21 protein-coding genes, 1 tRNA gene and 1 pseudogene are annotated in these 24,109 nt (G+C 71.6%); 9 read left to right on the top strand and 14 right to left on the bottom strand.

What is annotated here, in order from left to right; genetic code table 11:
* From N869_RS04495 to N869_RS04470, 6 genes are all read right to left on the bottom strand, one after another.
* The coding region (locus tag N869_RS04495) for a serine/threonine-protein kinase (protein WP_084136410.1) at nt 1-984 on the bottom strand (984 nt) is incomplete at its 3' end.
* Nucleotides 981-2,429, bottom strand: a complete 1,449-nt coding sequence (locus N869_RS04490) for a peptidoglycan D,D-transpeptidase FtsI family protein (protein ID WP_035058428.1) — start codon at nt 2,427-2,429, stop codon at nt 981-983. The genes N869_RS04490 and N869_RS04495, both read right to left, overlap by 4 nt.
* Nucleotides 2,426-3,913: an FtsW/RodA/SpoVE family cell cycle protein gene (locus N869_RS04485; RefSeq protein WP_035058425.1), complete on the bottom strand. Its 1,488-nt coding sequence runs from the start codon at nt 3,911-3,913 to the stop codon at nt 2,426-2,428. The genes N869_RS04490 and N869_RS04485 overlap by 4 nt, the downstream gene beginning before the upstream one ends.
* A gap of 46 nt (nt 3,914-3,959) precedes the next feature.
* On the bottom strand, nt 3,960-5,285 hold the full coding sequence (locus N869_RS04480) for a PP2C family protein-serine/threonine phosphatase (protein WP_035058424.1): 1,326 nt from the start codon (nt 5,283-5,285) through the stop codon (nt 3,960-3,962).
* Between the two features lie 4 nt (nt 5,286-5,289).
* Entirely contained in the window at nt 5,290-5,790 is a 501-nt protein-coding gene (locus tag N869_RS04475; protein ID WP_035058423.1) for an FHA domain-containing protein FhaB/FipA, read from the bottom strand.
* Nucleotides 5,791-5,797: 7 nt separating this feature from the next.
* Nucleotides 5,798-6,502, bottom strand: a complete 705-nt coding sequence (locus N869_RS04470; protein ID WP_035058421.1) for an FhaA domain-containing protein — start codon at nt 6,500-6,502, stop codon at nt 5,798-5,800.
* A 257-nt stretch (nt 6,503-6,759) separates the two neighbouring features.
* On the opposite strand from N869_RS04470, the gene N869_RS04465 reads away from it, so the two are divergent.
* Nucleotides 6,760-6,845 (top strand) — tRNA-Leu (locus N869_RS04465).
* Between the two features lie 107 nt (nt 6,846-6,952).
* Here the strand turns inward: N869_RS04465 and N869_RS04460 are convergent.
* The 3 genes from N869_RS04460 to N869_RS04450 form a co-directional block, all read right to left on the bottom strand.
* Entirely contained in the window at nt 6,953-7,624 is a 672-nt protein-coding gene (locus tag N869_RS04460; RefSeq protein ID WP_052104972.1) for a methyltransferase, read from the bottom strand.
* Nucleotides 7,625-7,732: 108 nt separating this feature from the next.
* Nucleotides 7,733-9,283, bottom strand: coding sequence for a GAF domain-containing protein (locus tag N869_RS18720; RefSeq protein ID WP_035058420.1), 1,551 nt, complete (start codon nt 9,281-9,283; stop codon nt 7,733-7,735).
* A 162-nt stretch (nt 9,284-9,445) separates the two neighbouring features.
* The gene (locus tag N869_RS04450) at nt 9,446-10,096 is read right to left on the bottom strand and encodes a LysE/ArgO family amino acid transporter (protein WP_035058417.1); all 651 of its coding nucleotides are present in this window, start codon (nt 10,094-10,096) and stop codon (nt 9,446-9,448) included.
* Between the two features lie 89 nt (nt 10,097-10,185).
* Between N869_RS04450 and N869_RS04445 the strand changes: the two genes are divergently transcribed.
* Nucleotides 10,186-11,100 carry a LysR family transcriptional regulator ArgP gene (locus tag N869_RS04445; RefSeq protein WP_035058414.1) on the top strand — a complete coding sequence of 305 codons (915 nt, stop codon included), beginning with the start codon at nt 10,186-10,188 and terminating at the stop codon, nt 11,098-11,100.
* Here the strand turns inward: N869_RS04445 and N869_RS04440 are convergent.
* Nucleotides 11,084-12,346 (bottom strand): ATP-binding protein, encoded by a 1,263-nt coding sequence (locus N869_RS04440; RefSeq protein ID WP_232229604.1) that lies wholly within the window; start codon nt 12,344-12,346, stop codon nt 11,084-11,086. The genes N869_RS04445 and N869_RS04440 overlap by 17 nt on opposite strands.
* 331 nt (nt 12,347-12,677) lie before the next feature.
* Here N869_RS04440 and N869_RS16870 point away from each other — a divergent pair.
* Nucleotides 12,678-12,902, top strand: a pseudogene (locus N869_RS16870) (transposase); the annotation flags it as partial.
* 19 nt (nt 12,903-12,921) lie between these two features.
* A complete protein-coding gene (locus N869_RS17660) occupies nt 12,922-13,116 on the top strand; it encodes an alpha/beta fold hydrolase (RefSeq protein WP_035058408.1) in 195 nt (64 codons plus the stop codon).
* A gap of 477 nt (nt 13,117-13,593) precedes the next feature.
* On the opposite strand, the gene eat is transcribed toward N869_RS17660, so the two are convergent.
* On the bottom strand, nt 13,594-15,045 hold the full coding sequence (gene eat / locus N869_RS04430; protein ID WP_052104971.1) for an ethanolamine permease: 1,452 nt from the start codon (nt 15,043-15,045) through the stop codon (nt 13,594-13,596).
* Nucleotides 15,046-15,112: 67 nt separating this feature from the next.
* Entirely contained in the window at nt 15,113-16,207 is a 1,095-nt protein-coding gene (locus tag N869_RS04425; RefSeq protein WP_035058405.1) for a phosphotransferase enzyme family protein, read from the bottom strand.
* Nucleotides 16,208-16,497: 290 nt separating this feature from the next.
* Between N869_RS04425 and N869_RS04420 the strand changes: the two genes are divergently transcribed.
* Both N869_RS04420 and N869_RS04415 read left to right on the top strand, forming a co-directional pair.
* Nucleotides 16,498-17,829, top strand: coding sequence for an aspartate aminotransferase family protein (locus tag N869_RS04420; RefSeq protein WP_035058402.1), 1,332 nt, complete (start codon nt 16,498-16,500; stop codon nt 17,827-17,829).
* Between the two features lie 10 nt (nt 17,830-17,839).
* Entirely contained in the window at nt 17,840-18,676 is an 837-nt protein-coding gene (locus tag N869_RS04415; RefSeq protein WP_156968344.1) for a GntR family transcriptional regulator, read from the top strand.
* Between the two features lie 133 nt (nt 18,677-18,809).
* Here N869_RS04415 and N869_RS04410 read toward each other — a convergent pair whose 3' ends face one another.
* Both N869_RS04410 and N869_RS04405 read right to left on the bottom strand, forming a co-directional pair.
* Nucleotides 18,810-20,717, bottom strand: a complete 1,908-nt coding sequence (locus N869_RS04410; RefSeq protein ID WP_035058401.1) for a cellulase family glycosylhydrolase — start codon at nt 20,715-20,717, stop codon at nt 18,810-18,812.
* A gap of 100 nt (nt 20,718-20,817) precedes the next feature.
* Nucleotides 20,818-21,330 carry a hypothetical protein gene (locus N869_RS04405; RefSeq protein WP_035058398.1) on the bottom strand — a complete coding sequence of 171 codons (513 nt, stop codon included), beginning with the start codon at nt 21,328-21,330 and terminating at the stop codon, nt 20,818-20,820.
* A 133-nt stretch (nt 21,331-21,463) separates the two neighbouring features.
* Between N869_RS04405 and N869_RS04400 the strand changes: the two genes are divergently transcribed.
* The 3 genes from N869_RS04400 to N869_RS04390 all read left to right on the top strand — a co-directional run bounded on the left by N869_RS04400 (nt 21,464) and on the right by N869_RS04390 (nt 23,943).
* Nucleotides 21,464-22,288, top strand: coding sequence for a CPBP family intramembrane glutamic endopeptidase (locus N869_RS04400; protein WP_156968343.1), 825 nt, complete (start codon nt 21,464-21,466; stop codon nt 22,286-22,288).
* A 107-nt stretch (nt 22,289-22,395) separates the two neighbouring features.
* On the top strand, nt 22,396-22,641 hold the full coding sequence (locus N869_RS04395; protein ID WP_035058395.1) for a hypothetical protein: 246 nt from the start codon (nt 22,396-22,398) through the stop codon (nt 22,639-22,641).
* A gap of 189 nt (nt 22,642-22,830) precedes the next feature.
* On the top strand, nt 22,831-23,943 hold the full coding sequence (locus N869_RS04390; RefSeq protein WP_052104968.1) for an LCP family protein: 1,113 nt from the start codon (nt 22,831-22,833) through the stop codon (nt 23,941-23,943).
* Nucleotides 23,944-24,109 lie beyond the last annotated feature (166 nt).

Here is a 24,109-nt window from a genome sequence, read left to right as displayed (position 1 = left end):
GGCGTCCGAGGCGCCGGGGGTCCCGGCGGGCCGGACGGGTTCACCGGCGCGGGCAGGCCGGCCCGTCACCGTCACCACCCCGAGCTGAGCCTCGATCTCGGAGGTGTGCAGCACGTCCACGGGCCGGGAGTGCCGTCCGCCCGCGATCGGCACGCCCCCGGGTGGGGTGCGCTCCAGCATCCCGTCGAGCGTGCGGGCCACCGACGCCGCCGACCGGGGCCGGTTCTCCGGGTTCTTGTCGAGCATCTGCATGACCACGCCCGCCAGCGCCCGGTCGATCCCGTCCGGCATCGGCGGGACGGGCTGGTTGACGTGCGCCACCGCGATGTCGACCGCGGTCGGCCCCGTGAAGGGGCGGTGACCCACCAGGGCCTCGTAGGCCACGATCCCCAACGAGTAGATGTCGGAGGCGGGCGTGGCCGCCTTGCCGACGGCCTGCTCGGGGGACAGGTACTGGGCGGTGCCCATGACCATGCCCGACGCGGTCATCGGCACCTGGTTGGTGGCGGTGGAGATCCCGAAGTCGGTGATCTTCACCCGGCCCGACCGGGCCAGGATGATGTTCCCGGGCTTCACGTCCCGGTGCACCACTCCCCCGGCGTGCGCGGCGTGCAGCGCCCGGGCCGTCTGGGCCAGGATCGGCAGCAGCCGCATGGTGGGGAGCACCGGCTGGCGGTCCAGCAGGTCCGACATGGGCTCCCCGAGCACCAGCTCCATGACCAGGAACCCCGAACCGTCCTGCTCCCCGTAGTCGTACAGGGCCGCGATGTTCGGGTGCGACAACCCGGCGCTGTTGCGGGCCTCGGTGCGGAACCGCTCCAGGAAGCCCGCGTCGCCCGCGAACTCCTCGCGCAGCACCTTCACGGCGACGTCGCGTGCCAGGGACTCGTCATGGGCGACCCACACCTCGCCCATACCGCCGACGGCGATGCGCGAGACCAGGCGGTACCTGCCGCCCAGGGCGACACCGGGGGCGGGCTTCACTCGAGCACCGCCTGGATGACGGACCGGGCGATGGGCGCGGCGACCGCACCACCGGTGGCCTCGTTGCCCATCGCGCCACCGTTCTCCACGATGACCGCCACGGCGACCCGCGGGTCGTCGGCGGGGGCGAAGGCGGTGAACCAGGCGTGCGGGGCGGCCTCGGCGGAGGTCTGCGCGGTGCCCGTCTTGCCCGCGACCTGCACCCCGGAGATCTGCGCGGCCCGGCCGGTGCCGTTCTGCACGACCTCGACCATCATGTCCTGCAGGGCCTCGGCGGTGGACGTCGAGACCGCCCGGCCGAGCTCCTGCGGGCGGGTCTCGCGGATGACCTCCAGGTCCTGCCCCCGTACGGACCGCACCAGCTGCGGTTCCATCAGGACACCGTCGTTGGCGATCGCCGCCGACAGCATCGCGACCTGCAACGGGGTGACCCGTACCTCGTACTGGCCGATCGCCGACAGGACCGTGTTCGGGTCGTTCGGGTCCTCCGGGAAGTAGCTGGGGGTCACCGTCGTGGGGATCTGCAGCTCCTGGCCGAACCCGAACGCCTCGGCCTGGGCGCGCACCGCGTCCGCCCCCAGGTCCAGGCCCAGCTGGCCGAACGCGGTGTTGCACGAGATCCGCAACGCGTCACCGAGGGTCTGGGTGCCGGTGGGGGAGCACGACGAGCCGCCGAAGTTCCGCAGCACCGCGGTGCTCTGCGGCAGCGGGAGCTGGTCCGGGGCGTCGATCTGCTCGTCGATGCCCAGGCCGTCCTCGAGGGCCGCAGCCGCCGTGACGAGCTTGAAGGTGGACCCCGGGGGGTAGGTGTTGCCGGCGATCGCCCGGTTGGTGAGCGGGTTGCCGTCGGCCTCGTTGAGCTCGGCCCAGCGTTCGGTGACCTCCCGGGAGGAGTGCACCGCCAGGATGTTCGGGTCGTAGCTGGGCTTGGACACCATGACCAGCACCTCACCGGTGCGGGTGTCCATCGCCACGACGGCGCCGCGCTGGTCGCCCAGGGCGTCCCAGGCCGCCTGCTGCGCGGCAGGGTCCAGGGTGAGCTCGACGGCCGCGCCCTCCGGCTGCCGGCCGGTGACGAGGTCCTGCAGGCGGGAGTAGAACAGCGAGTCGGCCGTGCCGTTCAGCTCGGTGTTCATGGCCCGCTCGATGCCCGACCGCCCGTACACGACCGAGAAGTACCCGGTGGCGTGCGCGTACAGGGGCCCGTCGGAGTAGCTGCGCAGGTACCCGAAGGGGGAGTCCACGGGCTCGGACGACGCGATCGCCTCACCGCCCACGACGATCGGCCCGCGGGCCCGGTCGTACTCGCGGTACAGGGTCCGTACGTTGCGGGGGTCGTTGTTCAGGTCGGGTGCGCGCACGTACTGCACCCAGGTCGCCGACATCATCAGCGCCAGGAACATCACGACCACGACCATCGACAGCCGACGCAGGGGGGTGTTCACGGGCGCACCTCACCGACCCCGAGCTGCACCGTCTCGTTGTCGGACGCCTCGACGCCACGCCCGTCGCTGTCCCGGCCGCCACCGTCGCGCCCGCCCACCACGATGGGGGAGTCGTCCGAGGGGGCGTCGGGCACCGGTGAGGACGGGGGAGCGGGACGACGCGCGCTGTCGGAGATCCGGAGCAGCAGCGCGACGATCATCCAGTTGGCCAGCAGCGACGAGCCCCCGTACGCCATGAACGGCATGGTCAGGCCGGTCAGGGGGATCAGGCGGGTCACCCCACCGACGACCACGAAGCACTGGAACGCGATGACGAAGGACATGCCGCCGGCGAACAGCTTGCCGAACCCGTCGCGCACACCCACCGCGGTGCGCAGACCACGTTCGGCGAGCACCAGGTAGCACACCAGGATGGCCAGCAGGCCGGTCAGGCCCAGCTCCTCACCGAGGGACGGGATGATGAAGTCGGACTCCGCGTAGGGCACCAGCTGCGGGTAGCCCTGGCCCCAGCCGGTGCCGAACAGCCCGCCGTTCGCCATCCCGAACAGGCCTCTGACGAGCTGCCCCGAGCCCCCGAACGCGGCGTTGAACACCTCGTTGTCGTAGGCGTTCAACCAGCCGTTGAACCGGCCTGCCACGTGCGGGAACACCTGGGCCGCGGTGAGTGCGCCGCCCATGAACAGGCCGAGGCCGATGACGACCCAGCTGATCCGTTCGGTCGCGAGGTACAGCATGCCCACGAACAGTCCGAAGAACAGCAGCGACGTGCCCAGGTCGCGCTGGAAGACGAGGACCGCCAGGGACGCCGCCCACGCCAGCAGGATGGGCCCCAGGTCGCGGGGTCGCGGCAGCTGCAGGCCCATCACCTTGGGGCCGGCCAGCGCGAGGGTGTCACGCATCGTGACGAGGTACCCGGCGAAGAACACCGCGAGGGCGATCTTCGCGAACTCCGCGGGTTGCAGGGAGTTGTCACCGATGCGGATCCAGATCCGGGCACCGTTGATCTCCACACCCAGGTGGGGGACCAGGGGAAGCACGAGCAGCAGCAGACCGACGAGCATCGCCGTGTAGGTGTACCGGCGCAGGGTCCGGTGGTCGCGCAGCACGATCAGCACCAGGGCGGCCATCACCACACCCAGGGCCGTCCAGGCGAGCTGGCGCTCGGCGAACGTCGACGGGGCGTCGGCCGTCCCGTAGGAGGCGTCCAACCGGTAGATCATGGCCAGGCCGATGCCGTTGAGGCCCACGACCACGGGCAGCAGCACCGGGTCCGCGTACGGGGCCCGCCAGCGCAGCACCAGGTGCAGGCCCACGCTCAGGCCGATCAGCCCGGCGGAGTAGCCGACGATGTCCGGGGGGATGGAGTCCTCCATCGCCATCCCGACCAGGGCGTACGCCCCCACCCCGACGGCGAGCGCCAACGCCAGGAGCCACAGCTCCAGGGTGCGGCTGGACCGGGCGGGCTGCGTCAGGACCGTCGCCACACGACCACCCCCTGCCGCGTCCGGCCGGACCCCTGGAGGGCGCCCCTCATGCGTCGTCCTCCGTGGTGGTCGCGTCCTGCTCGGTGTCGGTGCCCTCGGTGCCCGGCCCGTCGGTGGTGCCGTCGGTGGGGTCGTCCGCGGGTGCGGCGTCGGCCTCGAGGGTCGCGACCCGCTCCCGGGCCTCGGCGAGGGTCGACGCCGGGATGTTCTGGCGGACGCGGTCCTGCAGGTAGCCGGGCAGGTCCGTGACCGGGGTGTCGGTGGTCTCCAGGACCTCCGACAGCTCGAGACCACCCACCGACTGGGGGATGCCCTGGTAGATCGCGATCCGCTCGTCGGCCACGCCCACGTAGTACTGCTCCTGGGTCCACTGGTAGCCCAGGTACCCACCCGTGGCCACACCCCCGAGCACCAGCAGGGTGAGCAGCACCATGAGGATGCGCCGCCCGGTGCGGGGGCGCTCCTCGTCGACGACCTCGTCCTCCGGCGGGGGTGGCACGCCCCCGGAGGCCCGCGCCGCCTGCGAGTGCATCGCCGCCCGGGCTGCCGCCCCCGACCCGCCCATGGTGGGCCGGTTCCGGTCCAGGGCCGCAGCCCCGACGATGTCCGAGGACGTGGACGGGCCCGCCCCGTCGCGCAGCCCGTCGACCTCCACGACGTCCCCGACGACGACCGTCACGTTGTCCGGCGCGCCGCCCCGCAGGGCCAGCTCGACGAGGGTGTCGGCGCACGTGTCGACGTCGTGGACGGTGGCGAGGGTCTCGGCGAGCGTCTGGGCCGAGACCACGCCCGACAACCCGTCCGAGCACAGCAGCCACCGGTCGCCGACGCGGGCCTCGCGCACGGACATGTCGGGCACGATCTCCATGTCGAAGTCACCCAGGACGCGCAGCAACACCGACCGCTGCGGGTGGTGCTCGGCCTCCTCCGGGGTGATCTTCCCGGTGTTGATCAGGTGCTGGACGAACGAGTGGTCGCTGGTCACCTGGTTCAGGGTCCCGTCGCGCAGCAGGTACGCCCGGGAGTCGCCGATGTGGGCCATCGCCAGCTTGTTGCCGCTGCGCAGCAGGGCGGTGACCGTGGTCCCCAGGCCGGCGAGCTCGGGGTTCTCCTCCGCGCGGGCCAGCAGCTCGTCGTGGGCGGTGCTGATGGCCTTGCCGAGCTCGTCCAGCGCGTCGTCCGGCCCGTGGGCCTCGTCGTCCAGGGGTGCCAGGTGCGCGACCGCCACCGACGAGGCGACGTCGCCCCCGGCGTGCCCGCCCATCCCGTCGGCGACCACCAGCAGGTGGGGCCCGGCGTAGGCGGAGTCCTGGTTGTTGGACCGCACCAGGCCGACGTCGGAGCGGGCCGCGTACCTCAGGGCGATGGTCACAGGCCTACCTCTGCAGCTCGAGGGTGCTCTGCCCGACACGGACCTGGGACCCGGCCTGCACGACCGTCGGCCCCTGGACGCGTTCCCGCCCCAGGAACGTGCCGTTGGTGGAGCCGAGGTCCTCGACCATCCACTGCCCGTCCTGGGAGAAGATCCGCGCGTGCCGGGACGAGGAGTAGTCGTCGTCGAGCACGAGCGTGCACGACGGGGCCCGTCCGATCAGGATCTGCGAACCGCTCAACGGGACGGTGGTGCCCCGCAACGGGCCCTGCGTGACGACCAGGCGCCGGGGACCCACGTCCCGGCGGGGGATCGGCGCGGCACGGTCGGCGCCGGCCGGCGGTGGGGGCGGGGCCGCGGGGGCCTTCGCCGCACCCGGCCGACGCCGGTTGACGATCTTGGTGCCGTACAGGTCCCGCCGCAGCACGCTGATCGCCGACAGGACGAACGCCCACAGCAGCACCAGGTACCCCAACCGCAGGAGCGTGATCGTCAGCTCGCTCACCCGCGCCTCACCCGTCCTCCTCGCCGGTGCCGGTCCAGAAGTGGATCCGGGTGCGGCCGATGGTGATCGTGTTGCCGTCGACGAGCGTCGCGGCGGGCACCTGGTGCCCTTCGACGAACGTGCCGTTCGTGGACCCCAGGTCGGTGGCGACGACCCCGTCGGCCATGACCCGGATTTCCAGGTGCCGGCGGGAGATCCCCGGGTCGTCGACGATGATGTCGGCCTCGCTGCCCCGCCCGATCACCGTCACCGGGCCGGTCAGCAGGTACCGCTGCCCGTCGATGTCGATCAACGGGTGCCGGGCGCTCGCCGCGACCGACGTGGCCGGCGCGACGGCGCCGCGCACCGTCGCCGACCGCACCAGGTACCGGCCCGTCTCCAGGGTCTCGTTCTCCACGAACGCGACGGTCACCGGGCCCACGAACGCGTAGCGCTGGCTGGTGGCGTGCTCGGTCACGTTCGCGGCCAGCTCGTCCGCGAGGGTCTCCGCGCCCCAGGTCTGCACCTGGTTGTTATCGGACGGTGAGAGCTCGATCGTGAACTCGTTGGGCACCACCGTGCGGTCGCGGCCCACCACGGCGGCGCGGTCGTCCACCTCGCGGCGCAGGGCGCTCGCGAGCTCGACGGGTTTGACCTCGCTGCGGAAGGCCTTGGCGAACGCGCTGCTGACCACGCGCTCGACACCCTTCTCGAACTTGTCGAGGACTCCCATGCCACCTCCCTCCCCGTGCTCACAGCGGGAACGGGGGCCCGCTACGACGTCGTTGCTGGGTGGGACCGGGCGTCTGACCTCCTGCGCTTGTGGCGCCCCGAGCTCGGACCGACCGGTGGACCGCCCAGAGGTCCGAGGCGATGCTATCGGCCACAGGCGCCCACGTCCGCGTCGCGGCCCTGCGCGGGCACCGCGCCGGGGTGTTCGGAGGGCTCCTGAGGCGTGCTAGCCTTTTGCGTCGCAGAAGGCTGCGTCACGCGCGAGTGGCGGAATGGCAGACGCGCTGGCTTCAGGTGCCAGTGTCCGAAAGGGCGTGGGGGTTCAAGTCCCCCCTCGCGCACCACCCCCGGCCAGGCCGGGACCGAGAGCCGGTGACCACCAGGTCACCGGCTCTTCGCGTACCCGGCCCGCGTCCTGGCGTCGCACGGGGAACGGGGACGCCTCGGTGCGCTATTCGCACCAGGACGTCCCCGATCCGGCCGTGTCGCGGGTGCCGCGTTCGTCCGTCCGGGGACGCAGGTGGGCGACCGCGCGTCGGTCGTCGGTGGCGCGCACGTCGACGACGTCCAGGCCGGCGTCGTGCAGCTCCGGGGCGAGGCCCTCGACCTGGGCCGCTCCCAGCAGCTGGAGGAGCACCGCACCGTGGGGCTGGACGTGGGCGCCGGCGAGCCGCACGCACCGGCGGAGCATGCGCAGGCCGTCGGGGCCGCCGTTGATGGCCAGGTCGGGGTCGTCCGGGTACGCCAGGACCTCTCCCTGGGGCACGTACGGGGGGTCGGCGAGGATCAGCGGGAAACGCTCATCGGCGTCGAGCGCGTCCTCGAGCTCCGCGCACCGGACGTCGACCCGGGTGGCCATGAGGTTCGCCCGGGCGTTCGCCTCGGCCAGCGCGCAGGCCTGCGGCTCCACGTCCACCTGGACCAGGTGGCGGCCCGTGAGGGCGGCTGCGGCCTGCCCGATGTGGCCGGCGCCCGCGCACACCTCCAGGACCGGTCCCGGGGGCAGTCCTGGTGAGAGGTCGGCCGCCCAGGACGCCTGGATCATCGTCCACGGGCGCGGCCGCAGGACACGGTCGTGGAAAGCCACGACGACCGGTCCGAACTCCATGGTCTCGAGTGACACCGGCCAATCATGGGGCACGGTGCCGCGGGCCGCCTCCGGTCCTCCGGTCGGCAGCCTGCTCGACCGTGACCCCGGACCCACGGTCGAGCGCGGACGGGCCTTGGAACGTCAGTCGAGGATGGAGCGGGTGACGGCGACCTGCTCGGTGAGGACCCCGCCGATGATGTTCTGGGTCTCGTTGATGCGCTCGACCGCGTCGCGGATGGCGCCGAGCGAGGTGACCACGGTGGCGACCTGCTGCTGGATGGTGGTGATGCGGGCGTTCACCTCGGTGGTGGCCTGGGCGGTCTCGTTGGCGAGGTCCTTGACCTCTCCGGCGACCACGGCGAATCCGCGACCGGCCTCGCCGGCGCGTGCGGCCTCGATGGTTGCGTTGAGGGCGAGCAGGTTGGTCTGCGCGGCGATGCCCTGGATGACGGCGACGACCTTGCCGATCTGCGCGCTGGAGTCGCCGAGACCCGCGACCTCACGGTCGGCCTCCTCGGCGAGCCGTTGGCCGTCATTGGCGACGGAGGTGGCGGTGAGGACGTTGCGCTCGACCTCTTCGATGGAGGTGACCAGCTCTCGGCCGGCGGTCTGGAGCCGGTCGGCGGCGGCGAACCGCTCGAGCGCCTGGCCCACGAGCAGGGCGGTGTTGCGCAGGGCCTGCTCCCGGCCGGGGCTGAGCTCGATGGTGCGGGTCACGAAGAAGTCCATCGTCCCGGCGACCTGACCGCCCACGAGGATCGGGAGGCACACCCCGGACCTGACCCCCACGCGTTGGGCGACGGGGGCGCGGACGCAGTCCTGGACCTCGCCCAGATCGGGGGCGAACACCATGTCGCGGCTGCGCCAGGCGCGGCCGGCGAGCCCGACGCCCTCGGCGAACGTGGAGGTGCGGGTGACCTCGCGGAACTCGGGGCCGGCGTCGCCGGACTCCTGCGAGAAGCGCAGGACACGGGTCTCGGGGTCGATCTCCCAGAACGAGCCGTACGCCCAGTCGAACCCGCGGCGGATGGTGTCCAGGGCCACGCGCAGCGCTTCCTCCCGGCTGGTGGCGGCGGCGATGACGCGCAGGACGGCGGCGGTGGCCTCGGTGTCCTTGGCGTTCTCCGCCTGGGCCTCGTCGGCGGCGAGCCGTGCGATGGTCGTGGAGACGAGCCGGCCGACGGCGCGCAGCACGGCGAGCCGCTCGGGTGAGAGGTCCAGCACCGTGGTGGTGAAGAAGTCCATGGTCCCCACCACCTGGCCGTCGCGCAGCAGCGGGAAGCACACCCCGGAGCGGACGCCCGCACGCTGGGCGACGGGCGCCCGGACGCAGTCGCGCACCTCGCCGAGGTCCGGGGCGAACTGCAGCTCCCGGGTGCTCCAGGCGCGGCCGGCGAGGCCGACACCCTCGGCGAACGTGGCGGTGCGGGTGACGTCACGGAACTCCGCGCCCGCGTCGCCGGACTCCTGCGCGAACTGCAGGGCCTTGGCGGCCGGGTCGAGCACCCAGTGCGAGCCGTACTCCCAACCGAAGCCGGCGCGCACGGTCTCCAGGGCGGCCGTCACCGCGTCGGCTGCGGTGCGGGCCTCGCCGAGGGCCTCCGCGACCTCGGTCAGCGCCGTGCTGTTGGCACGTGCCTCATGGAGCTGCGCGAGCTCGGGGGTGTTGGTGCGGGTGCGGGAGCCGAACATGCGGGGCCTCTCGTCTGACGGGCGTGACACCGAGTGGGCAGGGGGAACCCACGACAGTCGATCGGCACCGGGGCGGACTCCTGAAGCCGTGCGTCGGGTGAATACCCGTGGGCGTACCCAATCGGTCGAATTCGACGCGGCTCGTGCCAGAGAGACGTCGCCTCACCCCACCGACCACAGGCCCGCCACCAGTCGGAACGCGATCACGAGCATGACGGTCGCGATCACCGCGTCGACCACCCGCCACGCCCCCGGCCGGGCGAGCAGCGGGCTGAGCAGTCGCGCGCCGAGGCCCAGGGCCGTGAACCACGTGAGGCTCCCGGCGACGGCGCCCGCTGCGAACCACCACCGGGCCTCACCCTGACCGGCAGCGACCGATCCCAGCAGCACCACGGTGTCGAGGTAGACGTGCGGGTTGAGCCACGTGAGGGCAAGGGTCGTCAGCGCCACCGGCCCCCACCGCGCCCCGGGCCGAACCGACCCCGGGCGTTCCGTCCCCACGGTCAGGCCGTCCGACGGGCTGTGGCGCAGGGCCCGGCGCGCCGCCATCGCCGCGTAGCCCAGGAGCACCGCCGCACCGAGCAGGGTCATCGTCACCCGCAGCACCGTGCTCGCGGCGATCACCGCCCCCAGACCCGCGGTCCCCACGACGACCAGGGCCGCGTCAGAGACCGCGCAGATCGCCACCACGGTCCCGACGTGCTCCCGGCGCATCCCCTGACGCAGGACGTGCGCGTTCTGTGCACCGATCGCGACGATCAGCGCGAGCCCCAGGCCCAGGCCGGAGGCGACGACGGACCACGGGATCTCCATGACGGTGACGCTAGGTCCGGGACCGTGATGAAGACCAACGAATCTTCCTCAGGCATCATGAGCAGCGCTTCATCACGAGAGGAACGACGATGCCGAGGTGGGACCTGGACCAGCTGCGGGCGCTCGCGGCAGCCGTCGACATGGGCACGTTCGAGGCCGCTGCGGGCGCGTTGCACGTGACGCCGTCGGCGATCAGTCAACGGATCAAGGCACTGGAGCGGCACGCGGGTGCGGTGCTGCTGCGGCGTGAACGCCCGGTCAGGCCCACCGCGGCGGGCGAGCCGCTGGTCAGGGTGGCCCGGCAGGTCGAGGCCCTTCTGGCGGGGGCCGGCCTGGACCACGCGGACGCGCCCGGTCACGGCGACGACTCGCGCCTGCCGAAGGTGCCCCTTGCCGTCAACGGTGACTCGCTCACCACCTGGGTGCTCCCGGCCTTGGCCCCGCTGGCGGGCGACGTGGCGCTCGAGGTGCGGCGCGAGGACCAGGAGCGCACCGCGGCCCTGCTGCGTGACGGCACGGTCATGGGCGCGGTGACCTCCCAGCGTCGGGCGGTGCAGGGCTGCAGCTCGGTGGTGCTGGGCGTGATGCGCTACCACGCCGTCATGGCGCCGCACCTGGTGGAGCGGTGGTTCGCGGACGGCGTGCACCCCCGGGCGCTCCGGCGTGCGCCCCTGGTCGTGTTCGACCGTGACGACCTCCTGCAGGACAAGGTGCTCGACACCCATGGCGTGCTCTCCGCAGACCCGCCCCGGCACCTCGTCCCGGCGTCGGCCGACTTCGCGGAGGCGATCCGCCTCGGCTTCGGGTGGGGGATGCTGCCCGAGCAGCAGTCCGAGCCGCTGGAACACGCAGGTGGGCTGGTGCGACTGCCCGGCGTTGATCCCGTCGACGTCACCCTCCACTGGCAGCAGTGGACCCTGGACGTTCCCGGGCTCGGTGTGGTCGCGCGGGCGCTCGCCGAGGCTGCTCACCGGGTACTGCGCCAGCTCAGGGCCCCAGGGTGAGGACCGAGATCACGTGGACCCCGTCGGGTCGACGGTAGGACGGTCCTGTCGCCGTCACGACCGCAAGCGCAGCCGGCGGGCGTCGCATGCGCCCCGCGATGGTCAGTAGCCCGGCCGCGGCGGCGTCGACGACGTCGGGTCGGGCGGAGAGCTTGACCTCGATGCCGATCCACTGGTCGTCGCGGACGACGACGGCGTCGAGCTCGGCGCCCGAGCTCTCCTGGTAGCCGTGCACCGTCGCGCCTACGGCTTGTGCGTAGATCGACAGGTCACGGAACACGAGGCTCTCGAAGTGCTGCCCGAACGCCTCCGGGTCGCCGACAAGCGCCCTCGGGGATGCGCCCAGGGCTGCAATGGCCAGCGAAGGGTCGACGAGGTGTCGCTTGGGGGCCTTGCGAAGCTGGGCGCCTGAGCGCAGGTGCTGTCCCCAGGCAGCCTGCTCCGCCGTGATCCACAGCCTGTGCAGGGCGTCGGTGTAGGAGTGGAGCGTGCGTGTCGCGAGGGTCTGCCCGCGGGCGGCCACGTCTGCTCGGAGCGTCTTGTCGGTGACGTAGGTGCCGTTGTTGCGCGCGAGGGCGTAGATCAGATCGGTGACCTTGCGCGGGTCCCGTCGCACGCCGTCGACTGTGACGATGTCGGCGGCCGCGATGGTCGCCAGGTAGTCACGGTTCGCGGCGAGCGCGCTGTCGAGGTCACGCTGCAGGTTCGCCGGCCACCCTCCTCGGCACATGAGCTCGGCGACGTCCATCAGCTCGAGGGTGGACCCCACACTGGAAGCGGCATCACCATCGAACAGCCCCTCGAGGGACACAGCACCGTCCGACGCGCCTGCCTCCGCCAGCGACATCGGGGACATCCTGATGCGTGCGAAGCGGCCGGCGCCGGTGTGCCGGGTGAGGTCGTCCGCCGGGGTGGCGGAGCCGGTCAGGATGAACTGTCCGTCGGCCTGGCGCTCGTCCACCTGGTACCGGACCGCGTTCCACACGCCCGGGACGAGTTGCCACTCGTCGATGAGCCGGGGCGGGGCGCCGTCGAGCAGGAGGTTCGGGTCCGCGGCACCGGCGGCTCGGAGCTGCGGACTGGCGTCGAGCCGGACGAGCGAGGCGGCTTGCTCTCGCGCGGTGGAGGTCTTGCCGCACGCCTTGGGGCCCTCGAGCAGCACCGCTCCCGCGGACTTCAGCGCACGGCGGAGCTGGGTATCGACCAGCCGCGGCAGGTACCTGTGCGCCATGCAGCCCTCGCTCACTATTAGTCGTACTCGACTGCACATATTATATGCACTTCGATGAGGCCGACACTGACACGGCACCTCGTCGAGGGCAGGTCGCGGACGTCCCGTGCACGTGTGGCGGCACGGGAGCCGGCGGCGCGGCTGTGGTCGTCGGACTGGTCGAATGGTGACCAGTCGCTCTTGTGGATCCGCAGCTGCAGGGCACCGGTGCTCGCCCACTCCGCTGGGCACGAAGTTGCGTCCCCGATAGTGGTGTAGCGCCGGGACCGTCGTCGTAGACGACGAGGCGGTCACCGCGTGATCCTTCGAGTGAACCTTCCACAGCACTCTCGAACGGAGCATCACGATGACCGCACCTCGCATTGTCGACCCTGCCGCCGTCCTGGGCCAGGCCCTGACGGATGCATCCCCGGACTTGATGCGTCACCTGCTCGCCACGGTGATCAACTCGTTGCTGTCGGCGGAGGCCGACGCTGTCTGCGGCGCCGAGTGGGGCCAGCCCTCCCCGGAGCGGGTCAACCAGCGCAACGGTTACCGCCACCGCGACCTGGACACCCGGGTCGGGACGATCGGCGGTCCTTCCGACTCTCGTGCTTGGTGGCACGGAAGACATCCTGAGCGGCGTCGAGCCGGTTCGAGCCCTTGCCACGGCACTCGGCGCTGAACTCCGCCTGCTCGACGACTGCGGCCACTATCCGTGGGTCGAGCAGCCGGACCTGTTCCGGCTCAACGTCGCGCGTCGGCTCACGCAGCTCGACCCGTGGACCCCGGTTCGCCAGTCCTGACGGCGCATCCGCCCGAGGGGAGGGTCCCGCGGGCAGCATGGTCACAGGTGGATCGACGTGGACCAGCTGTCCCGGGGCAGGTTCAGGACCTGCGGCCTCTGGGTCATGTGTCCTGGTCGCGCAACTCCGGCCGCAGCGGGACCTCGTGGACGCGCTGCGCGAACGGGGTCTGGACAGCGCGGTCGGCGTGCTCGAGGAGCCCGCCGGTGGTGGGGGCGGTCGTTGGCTGGGTCGCGGGTGGGGGCTCCCGCGTCTGACCCGACCGTCGCAACCCTGTACCGAGAACGCGGCCGCGATGAGAGGACCCTCATCCTCCTCTCATCGACCAGCCCACCCTCGCGAGCAGCTCGGCCGCCTGCCCCACCGCGGGCGGTCCTCGGCGGCTCGACACGCGCGACGACGGCGGGCGCCGCACCCCAGGTGGACGACACCCGCCGTCGTGCGGACGAGGGCTCGACGCTGCGTCCACAGCCGGTCTCAGCGCAGCGCCTCCGCAGCCCGGGCGAGCTGGTCGAACTCCTCCTCGGGCGCGTTGGCGACCAGGCGGTGGCGGCTGTAGAACCAGAAGTAGGCCAGGAACGCCACGAAGATCGCGGCGGTCACGCCCGCGGCGAGGGGGTCCACCACGAACGTGGCCACCACGGCCACGACCGACAGGACCAGGGCGATCGACGTCGTCACCACGCCCCCCGGTGCGCGGTAGGCCCGCGGCAGGTCGGGCTCACGTAGCCGCAGCACGATGTGCGAGACGTTGAGCAGCACGTAGGAGACGGCCGCACCGAACACGGCGATGTTGATCAGCTGGTCGCCGTTGTTCATGACGGCTGCGAGCAGGAAGCCGATCGTGCCCGGCACGACGAGCGCCCAGACCGGGGTCTTGCGTGAGGTGGTGCGTGAGAGCCACCGGGGCAGGTACCCGGCCCGCGACAACGCGAACAGCTGACGGGAGTAGGCGTAGACGATCGAGAAGAACGACGCGACCAGTCCGGCCAGGCCCGCGTAGTTGATGAAGGTCGCCAGGCCGGTGCTGCCGACCGCGTTCAGCGCGTCGGGGAGCGGGCTGCCCGAGGTGCTCATGGCCAGCGATCCCGCCCCGCCGGGGGCGAGGAACAGCACGAGCAGACCGGTGAGGACGAGCACCCCCATGCCGACGATGATGCCGCGCGGCAGGTCGCGCCGAGGGTCGCCGGCTTCCTCCGCGGCGAGCGGCACGCCCTCGATCGCGAGGAAGAACCAGATGCCGAACACCAACGCCGCGAGCACACCCGAGTACCCGAACGGGATGAACGCGTTCGCGCCCGCGGAGCCGTCCGGGACGATGTCGAAGAGGTTGCCGAGCTCGAAGTGGCCGATCATGCCGAACCCGAAGACGACCAGCGCCACCAGGGCGATCGCCGTGATGACGAACATCGCCTTGAGCGCCTCACCGACACCGACCAGGTGGATCCCGATGAACAGCACGTAGCAGGCCAGGAACACCGGCCACGAGCTCGTCAGACCGAACAGCCCGAGGGACTCGATGTAGCCGCCGATGAAGACCGCGATCGCGGCGGGAGCGATCGCGTACTCGATCAGGATGGCCATGCCGGTAGCGAAACCGCCGAGCTTGCCGAGCGCACGACGAGCGAACCCGTAGCCGGCGCCGGCGGTCGGCAGCGCGGAGGACATCTCGGCCAGCCCGAAGACCATGCACACGTACATGGTGCCCATGAGGACGAACGCGATCGCGAGCCCGCCCCACCCGCCTTGGGCCAGGCCCAGGTTCCATCCGGAGAAGTCCCCCGAGATGACGTAGGAGACCCCGAGCCCCGCCAGGAGCACCCATCCGGCTGCTCCCTTCCGAAGTGAGCGCCGGGCGAAGTAGTCCTCGCCGGCCGAGCCTGACGACGGTGGTCCGGCGGGGGGCGGGTCGACCGCGGTGAGTGCCATGGGAGTGCCTTTCGGTGGAGGAGGGACGGGACGGCTCGGGGGTGTGCGGTGACGGTCGGTGGCGGGCTCAGTCCAGGAGCCAGGTGGGGGACTCCAGGAACCGGCGGGCGACGGTGAGGGTCCCGGGAAGCTGTGCGGCGTGCAGGCCGTCGGGCAGGGCGTCGGCCCGGTGGTTGGTGGTCCAGCCGAGCATCGTCAGGCGTCGCAGCATCGACAGGGCGCTGGCGTGACGCAGGTCGGTGCTGCTGAGCGGGGCGACCTCCTGGTACCCGGCGACCCAGGCGCGGGCCATCGCCGGGGCGTACGGCTCGTGCTCGACGAACGACAGCGCGGCTGCGTAGTCGTACAGGAAGTAGCCGAAGCCGCAGTCGTCGAAGTCGATGATCGTGAGTCGCTCGCCGTCGGTCATGACGTTCGACGGACGCAGGTCGGCGTGGATCACGCCCCACGTCTCGCGGGTCCGCGGCAGGTCACCGAGCAGCTCCAGCGCGCGCTCCTGCGCACTGCGCAGCAGCGCGGCGTCGGCCTCGGAGCCCTCGCCCACCGCGTCCTCCCACCGCCCCCAGCGACTTCCCGGCCCGACCATGTCGGTGTAGGCCCAGGTGAAGCGCGTGAAGCCGTGCGGCTTGTCCCAGCGGCGCGCGTGGTCGTGCAGCAGGGCGCTCCACCGACCGATGACCTGGTAGTGCTCGGCCGGGTCGGGGAGGTCCTCGAGGACCTCACCCTGGATGAAGCGTGTGCTCACGCACACCCAGCCGTTGCCCTGGGTGTCCTTGACGACCGCGGTGAAGGGGCCGCGGATCGTGGGCACCGGCGAGATGAGGTTCAGCTCGTCGATCTCGTGGAGCGCTCCGAGCCACGCCAGCTCCGAGGCGATCGCCTCGGGACCGCCGACGTAGCCGGGCTGGCTGACACGGACCACCCCGACGGGGCGGGAGTCGAGGTCGAGCCGGAACGTCGCGTTCTCCGAGACCGTGATGAGCGGCATGTCGACCCGGTCGGGGTCCAGGCCCCACGCGGCGCAGACACCGCGATGCAGCCAGTACGGTGCGGGAGCACCCCTGGAGAGGGCGTCGAACGTGGAGAGTGACACCGCGGCGCTCACGTCGGCGGATCCGACGGTGAGGTCAGCGGCGACGTCGGAGGCGCTCGAGATGGTCATGACTGTTCCCTTGCCAGGTTCCGGGTGGACCGGCTGGGGGAGCGGGCGGCTCGGCCCGAGCGTCCTCGCGGTCCGCGCCCGCAGGCAAGCGACGAGGCAGATGGAAACCGAGATTTAACGTCGCGGGAGCCCGGTCTTCGACCATTCACGTGACGAGCCACCGGTGTAACCCAGGGTTTACCGGACAGCCTGTGCGGGCCGGTCGACATCGGCAGACTGGTCCTCGTCGGGACGCACCCGACGACGGCGGTGCGGGGCCGGGCGGCTTCCGTCCCACGAGAGGAACAACGGTGGCCACGCGTTCGACGATCATGGACACCAACAGCTTTCGCCCCGAGGTGGCCCACCACCTGAGCCCGGCCACCCGGGCGCTCACCGAGCGCCGCAAGATCCTCGGGCCCGCGTACCGGCTGTTCTACCGCGACCCCATCCACCTCGTGCGGGGGCAGGGCGCCCACCTGTACGACGCCGACGGCGCGGAGTATCTCGACGTCTACAACAACGTCGCCTCGGTCGGGCACGCGAACCCCCGCGTGGTCGAGGCCGTCACACGGCAGATGAGCACGCTCAACACGCACACGCGCTACCTGCACGAGGCCGTCCTGGACTACTCGGCCGACCTGCTGAGCACGATGCCCGCGGAGCTCGACCGCCTGATGCTCCTGTGCACGGGGTCGGAGGCCAACGACCTCGCCGTCCGCGTCGCGCAGGTGGCGACGGGCAGGCAGGGAATCATCATCAGCGCCGAGGCCTACCACGGGAACACCGCGTTGGTCTCGCAGCTCTCCCCCGCGCTCGGCACAGCGCAGGGCCTTGCCCCGTGGGTGCGGCTGGTGCCCGAGCCCGATCCGCGCCGCATCGGTGGTGAGGAGCTCGGAGCATGGTTCGCCCGCCAGGTCGCCGCGCAGATCGCCGACCTCGAGGCCGCCGGCCATGGGGTCGCGGCACTTCTCGTCGACTCGATCTTCTCCTCCGACGGGGTGTTCCCCGACCCAGCCGGCTTCCTCGCCCCTGCCGTGGACCTGGTGCACGACGCGGGCGGAGTCGTCATCTCCGACGAGGTTCAGCCGGGCTTCGGTCGCACGGGGGCGGAGTTCTGGGGGTTCGCGCGCCACGGCGTCGTGCCCGACCTCGTCACCACGGGCAAACCGATGGGCAACGGGATCCCCGTCTCCGGCCTGGCTGCACGTCACGAGACGCTCGCGCCGTTCGCGGAGAACCTGCCCTACTTCAACACCTTCGGCGGCAACCCGGTCTCGGTCGCCGCCGCGCAGGCGGTTCTGGACGTGATCCGCGAGGACGGCCTGCAGCTCCGCGCCGACCGTGTCGGTTCGGCGCTCCTGGCGGACCTGCGGGCCCTGGGGGCCGGTGACGACCGGATCGGGCAGGTGCGCGGGTCGGGCCTCTACCTCGGGCTGGAGATCGTGGACCCGGACGACGGCGCACCGTCGCGGACCTTGGCGCTGGACCTGGTCGAGGAGCTGCGCGCCCGCCGCGTGCTCACCTCGGTCTGCGGCGGGGGCGGCAACGTGCTGAAGCTGCGTCCACCGCTGGTGTTCGACGACGTCGACGCGGCACGGCTCCTCGAGGAGCTCACCGCAGCGCTCGCCGTCCTGCGGTGAACGACCGGTCGTGACGACTCAGCGGGGCCCGGTGTCGGGCGAGGAGGTCGCCGGCCTCCTGCGCTCGATGCTGCGGCGCGACGAGCTGGGCCCGGGTGACCGCCTGGGCGACGAACGGTCGCTCGCGGCCGAGCTGGGCGTGACCCGGCACCGGCTGCGTGAGGCTCTCGGGGTCCTCGAGGAGCAGGGCCTGCTGCGGCGCCGGATCGGTCGCGGCGGCGGCGTCTTCGTCTCCGACGGTCGCATCGAACGCAACCTCAACACGATCGAGGGACTGCCGGACATCACCCGGGTCCAGGGCGTGCGCCTGACCACCACGCTGCTGCGCTGCGAGCTCACGCTCGCACGGCCCCACGACCTGCGGCAGCTCCGGCTCGCCCCGGGTGCCTACGTCCATCACGTGCTCCGACTGCGGAACGCGGACGGTCGGGGCCTGAGCCTGGAGGACACCCGGGTTCCGGCCGACCTCTTCCCCGACCTGGCGCGGCACGACCTCAGCCACCTCTACCGACTGTTCCGCGACGTCTACGACATCCACCCGGAGCTCTCCGACGAGAGCGTCGAGGTCGCCTACGCCACCATCGACGAGGCCGACACGCTCGGGGTCCTGCCCGGCACCACGCTGCTGCGGCTGACCCGGGTGACGCAGGACGCCGGCGGCCGCCCGATCGAGTGCGCGACCGAGCGGTTCGTCGCCGACCGGATGCGGTTCCACCTGCGCCGCTACGGGGTGGTGGGCAACGCGCACGTCGACCAGCGCCAGGGCGACGGTGATCCGGACGTCCAGCGCCCTGTGTCGAGGCGACCGGCGACGCGATCCGTGCAGCAACCGCACGCTCACTACTAGTGGTAGTGGACTGCACGTCCTATTGGCACTCGATCGACGCGGGCTCCGGTGTCCCGTCCCGAGGGCAGGTCGGGGACGTCCCGTGCACGTGTGGCGGCACGGGACGTCCCCGACCCGGTCGTGAGGCGGGCGGTCAGGCGGGGGGCGAACCCCAGACCAGGGCGCCGGCGTCGTAGGCGGTGATGTGGGCGTTGGCGCCCATGCCCGGGCCGGCGGCGCGGCTGTGGTCGTCGGACTGGTCGAATGGTGACCAGTCGCTCTTGTGGATCCGCAGCTGCAGGTCACCGGTGCTCGCCCCGGGCGCCAGCGTGCCGGCGGTGAACGACACCTCGAGGTAGGCGTCGGCGCCGGTCACCGGTGTCGGCAGGGTCACCACCCGCAGGTCGAGGTCGGCGCAGCCGACCGCGGCCCAGTCGCACCACGTCGTGAACGAGGACGGCCCCCCGTCACGCGTGAACCAGTACCGCACCGTCACCGTCGACAGGTCGACGGTCTTGGTTCCCGAGTTCACGACGTCCAGGACCGGGTTGATCGAGCCGCTCGTCGGTGAGGAGCTCGCGTCCCGGTACCGCACGGTCAGCTCGGTGTCCGTGGTCCCGGGATCCGTCGGACCGGGATCCGTGGGCGGGTCGGTCGGCTCCGGCTCCGTCGGCGGGTCCGTCGGCACAGGGTCGGTGGGTGCAGGGTCGGTGGTTGCCTCGCCCAGGTACTGGCCCAGGCTGATGCCGGTGGTGCTGCCGTGCCCACCGAGGGGGACCTGACGGTCGAGCCCGACGAACTTGCCGTCGTGCTGCCACAGGGCGGGCTCGAGCATGGCGTACTTCTCCTCGTCCCACGTCGCCCAGTCGTCCAGGAGCAGGCCACCGGTGTCACCGGAGTTCGGGTTGAGCACCCAGAACGTGTGGTGGATGCGCTTCTCGATCATCAGGTCCCGCAGCGCGAACATCCACTTGTCCTGACGTGGGTCCTGACCGAGGCGGCCGCCCCACTCACCCATGAGCAGCGGCGAGACGCCCTCGTCGTGCAGGTACAACCAGTTCGGGCCCCAGACGTCCCGGGTGAGGGACTCCTTGTCGAACTCGCCACGGAACCACGGCTGCTCGTGCACCAGGGGGCCGTAGTCGTGGGGCGAGTACATGATCTGCTCCTGGTGCGCGCTCACCTGCACGGGGTGGTCCCGCACCCCGCGCAGGTTCCCGCCCCACCAGTAGTTGTAGTAGTTGCCCTCGTTCTGGGCGTTGACGCGGGGGGAGTCCCACGTCTGGCCCTCCTTGGGGTACACCTCGATCCCCTCGACGAGGATCAGGGCGTCGGGGTTGATCGCGAGGATGCGCTCGGCCGCGGTCTCGGCGGCGTGCTTCCAGTTGTCGACGTCCGTGGAGTCGTCCCACTTGGCGCGTGGCTCACCGGGCTGCCCGTGGGGTTCGTTCTGCAGGTCGTAGGCGAGCAGGGTGTCGTTGTCCTTGTACCGCTCTGCGACCCACTCCCACGTGGAGAAGAAGTCCTCGGGAGTGATCGAGCCCTTGTACCAGAGGGGCGCGATGTGACCGGAGTTGTCGGCCTCGGCGGAGTGGACGTCGAGCATCACCTTCAACCCGTACGTCTGGCACAGCTCGAGGAAGTAGTCGAACACCTCCAGCGTCGTCATGCCCTCGAGCTCGGGGTTCGCGAACGTGTTCACGCCGCTGGCGGGGGCCGCCTGCCCGGCGCGCCACTCGAGCAGCAGCTCGGTGGAGATCGGGACGCGGATGATGTTCATGCCCCGCTCGGCCATCGAACGGGTCACCTCGGTGATGTTCGCCGACCACAACCCGTGGAAGACGCGTTCGCTGGTGTTGAAACCGAACCAGTTGGTGCCCGTCAACCAGACCGGGTTACCCGTGGAGTCGACGATCTGGTTGCCGTCGGTGGTGAGCCAGTCCGCCCCCGGTGAGGCGTGGGCGGTGGTGGGTCCGACGGCGGCGACGGCGGGCGCCAGCAGCAGTGCGCACACCGCTGCGGCCCACCCCCTGGCCGGTCGTCGGGTGGATGGATGAGACACGGTTCCCTCTTCCCCTGTGTGGACCGTCCGCGGCATTGAGGACGGTTCCCCCAGGGCTATCAGCGGGTTCTGGGACCGTTCTGGGACCTAAACGATTCGGTCACGCCCGCTCGTCGGCGCGGCGGAGGGCTTCGGTCGCGACCGTGCTGAGGGCCCCGAACACGACGCCGAGGATCAGGCCGTGGCGGGTGTGGGCGCTCCGGTCGCCGCGGGCACGGGCCTTCTCGCCCCAGACGAAGACCCCGCGCTCCATCGCCCACGTCAGCCCGACAGCACCCACCGCGAGCACCGCCGTGCCCATCCATGGCCTGGACGGCGGGGGCTCGGGGCTCGCGAGGCCCAGGTCCTCTGCGCGCAGGACCGGGTTGGCGGACGTCAGGTCCCGCACGCCCTGGAGGTGCGCGTCGGGTGCTGCGGGACGGTCCGGCCGGTCAGGGGTGTGTGCGGCACGTCTCTGCTCGTAGGCGACGGACGCGGCCACGAGCCCGGCCTTCACCAGACCGCGCACCGGCCTGGACCGCACGACGTCCGGCAGGGCCCACCAGGCCGTGGCGAACGCACCGGTCATCAGGCCCCCGGTGACGGCGTCCCTGCTGACCCTGAACCCATCCATGCAACACCCTCCCATGATCATCGTCGCGGGCCCAACGGCCCGGCACCGATGAACGTTCCCGGTCACCGGCGGGAGCCCGATGCGGTCGGTTCCTCGCTGAGCGCCGTCGTCGGGCCGGTGGCATGCTGTGCCGGTGCCCGCGCCGACCCCAGCCCTGCACGAGTCCCCACCGCGCCTGTCCTGGTCGCTGCTTCCGGCCGCCGGGGTGTCGTTCGCGGCGTTCCTGCTGTTCGGGGCGCACGTCCGCCCCGCCGGGTACCTGGTGCTGGTGGCCGCACTGGTCGGGGCGTTCGTCGTCGACAGGGTGCTCGGCAAGGACCTGCTGCTCATCGGGGTCGGGCTGACGTTGGTGTCGACCACCTCGATGGAGGCCGACGTCTCGTGGCCGCGCTTCTTCGCGATCGGTGCCGCCCTGACCGCCGGGGTCACGGCCCCGTTCCTGATCGACAGGTTCGTGTACCGCCGCAAGGTGATCCGGTTCCCGTGGCGCACGGGAGAGCCGTGGCCGCGCATCGAGAAGGCGTACCTGGTGCTGGTCCCGCTGCTGGGGTGGGCGCTGCTGCCGTTCTACTTCATCAGCTCCGGGGCGTACCAGAACTGGCCGGAGGTCACCGAGGCGGGTGAGCTGGGGCGGTTCTTCGTCGGGGTGAACGCCGTCGGCATCTGGGACGAGCTGTTCTTCATCTGCACCTGCTTCGTGCTGCTGCGCCGGCACATGAGGGTGTGGCAGGCGAACGTCCTGCAGGCCGTGATCTTCGTGTCGTTCCTGTGGGAGCTCGGGTACCGCGAGTGGGGTCCGCTGCTGACCGTCCCCTTCGCCCTGCTGCAGGGCTACATCTTCACCCGCACCGGGTCCCTCACCTACGTGATCATCGTGCACCTGCTGTTCGACGCGGTGGTGTTCCTCGCGATCGTCCACGCCCACAACCCGCACATGTTCCCGTTCTTCGCGTACTGAGACCCCGCTGCGCGCAGATCCGGGGCGCGGCGACGGGGCCCTGTCGACCCCCTTCTTCCACCTCTGCAGCACCGGGTTGGGTGCTGCCCGCGTCCAGGAGCTCGACCGTGCAGCTCATCACCGAGGTCTCCGGGTTCCTCGCCTCGCTCACCAGCTTTCTCGTGTGGCTCCCCCAGGTCCGCCGGGTGTGGGTCGAACGCCACGACCCGAGCAGGTTGGCCGACGAGTCGCCCACCGCCCTGGCCGAGATGCCGCTCCTGGAAGCGGCGATGTCCAGTGACGACGTCCGACCGGTGGGCCCGTCCGACCCGGAGCCGGTGGCCAGCCCCGAGGACTTCGCCCGTGCCGTGTGAGCCCGGTACCGGCCCCGCGGGTGCGCGGTGGTGGGCGTGCTCGCTTTCCGCACAGGCTCTTCACCTCGCCATGACCACCGAGGCCGGTGCCCTCCCTACGGTGCGGTTGTGCCTGCACACGCGCGTCGACCTGTCGCACCCCGCCACTCCCGTCCGGGGGGTCCACGGGGGCCACGTGGGCTGGTCCTGGTGCTCGTGGCCGTCCTCACCACCGGGATCGGGACGGCGACCGGCACCTACACCCGGTTGCAGTCCAACATCGACGTGGCGCACGTCGACCAGTTCCTCGATCGCCGTTCGAGCGGTGGCGGGGCACCGTCGGACGGGCTCGCCGGGCGTGCCCTCGACATCCTGGTGATCGGCACCGACGTGCGCGACGGTGACAACGCCACGATCGGTGGTCATGCCGACGGGATGCGCTCGGACACGACCCTGGTCGTCCACCTGTCCGCCGACCGTCGACGCATCGACGTCGTGTCGTTGCCCCGGGACTCCATGGTCGAGCTGCCGGAGTGTGCTCTGCCGGACGGTGGCCGTTCACCGGCGCGCCCCCGTGTGCAGCTCAACGAGGTGTTCGGCATCGGTGGGGGTGAGGATCTGGACCTCGTTGCGGGGGCTGCCTGCATGATCCGGGCGGTTGAGCACAACACCGGTCTGCGCATCGACGAGCACGTCGTGGTGAAGATGGATGGCGTGCGCGACATCATCGACACCCTGGGGGGTGTGGATGTGTGCATCCCGGAGCCGATGACCTCACCCAAGGCCCACCTGGAGCTCGGGGCGGGCCCCCAGACGCTCGACGGGAGGACGGCTGTGGCGTTCCTCCGAGCCCGGACCGGCACCGGGTTCGGGCTGGAGACGGGCTCGGACATCGCTCGGATCGAACGTCAGCAGATGTTCGTCGGGGCGCTCGTCACGTCCCTGACCGACCAGGGGCTGCTGGCGAACCCGCTGAGGGTGACCGCTGTGCTCGACGACGTGACCCGGTCGCTCAGCGCGAGCCCGGCAGTGGCCGATCTGACGGGTGCCGTCGGTCTGGCGTTCAGCCTCAGGCACGCGGGCCGTGACGCCCTGACCGCGATCACCGTTCCCCACACCCAGGACCCCTCCGATCCGAACCGGGTGGTGTGGACCGCTGACGCCGACGAGCTGTGGGACCGGCTCTCTGCCGATCGGCCCCTCGTCGACCCCCCGGACCCGCCCGCAGGAGCCGTTGACGGTCCTGGAAGCACGGGCGGCGGCCCGACGTCGGCCTCCCCGGAGGGGCCGGCGACGCTGCCGACTCCCGACGTGTGCCCGTGAGTGCCACCGCTACGGGCGTGACGTGCTCCCGTCGGTCGGGTCCGTCGCGGGCCGGGCCGGCGACTTGGCGGCAGCGGGCTTCGCAGCCGCGGGCTTCGCCGGGGTGACCTTGGTGGCCGGAGGCTTGGCGGCCGGGGCCTTGCCGGCCGTGGGCTTGGCGGCCGTG

The organism is Cellulomonas bogoriensis 69B4 = DSM 16987, from assembly GCF_000767165.1.
In the GTDB taxonomy this organism is placed as follows: Bacteria; Actinomycetota; Actinomycetes; order Actinomycetales; family Cellulomonadaceae; genus Actinotalea; species Actinotalea bogoriensis.
This window is presented reverse-complemented; position numbering and strand designations above follow the sequence as displayed.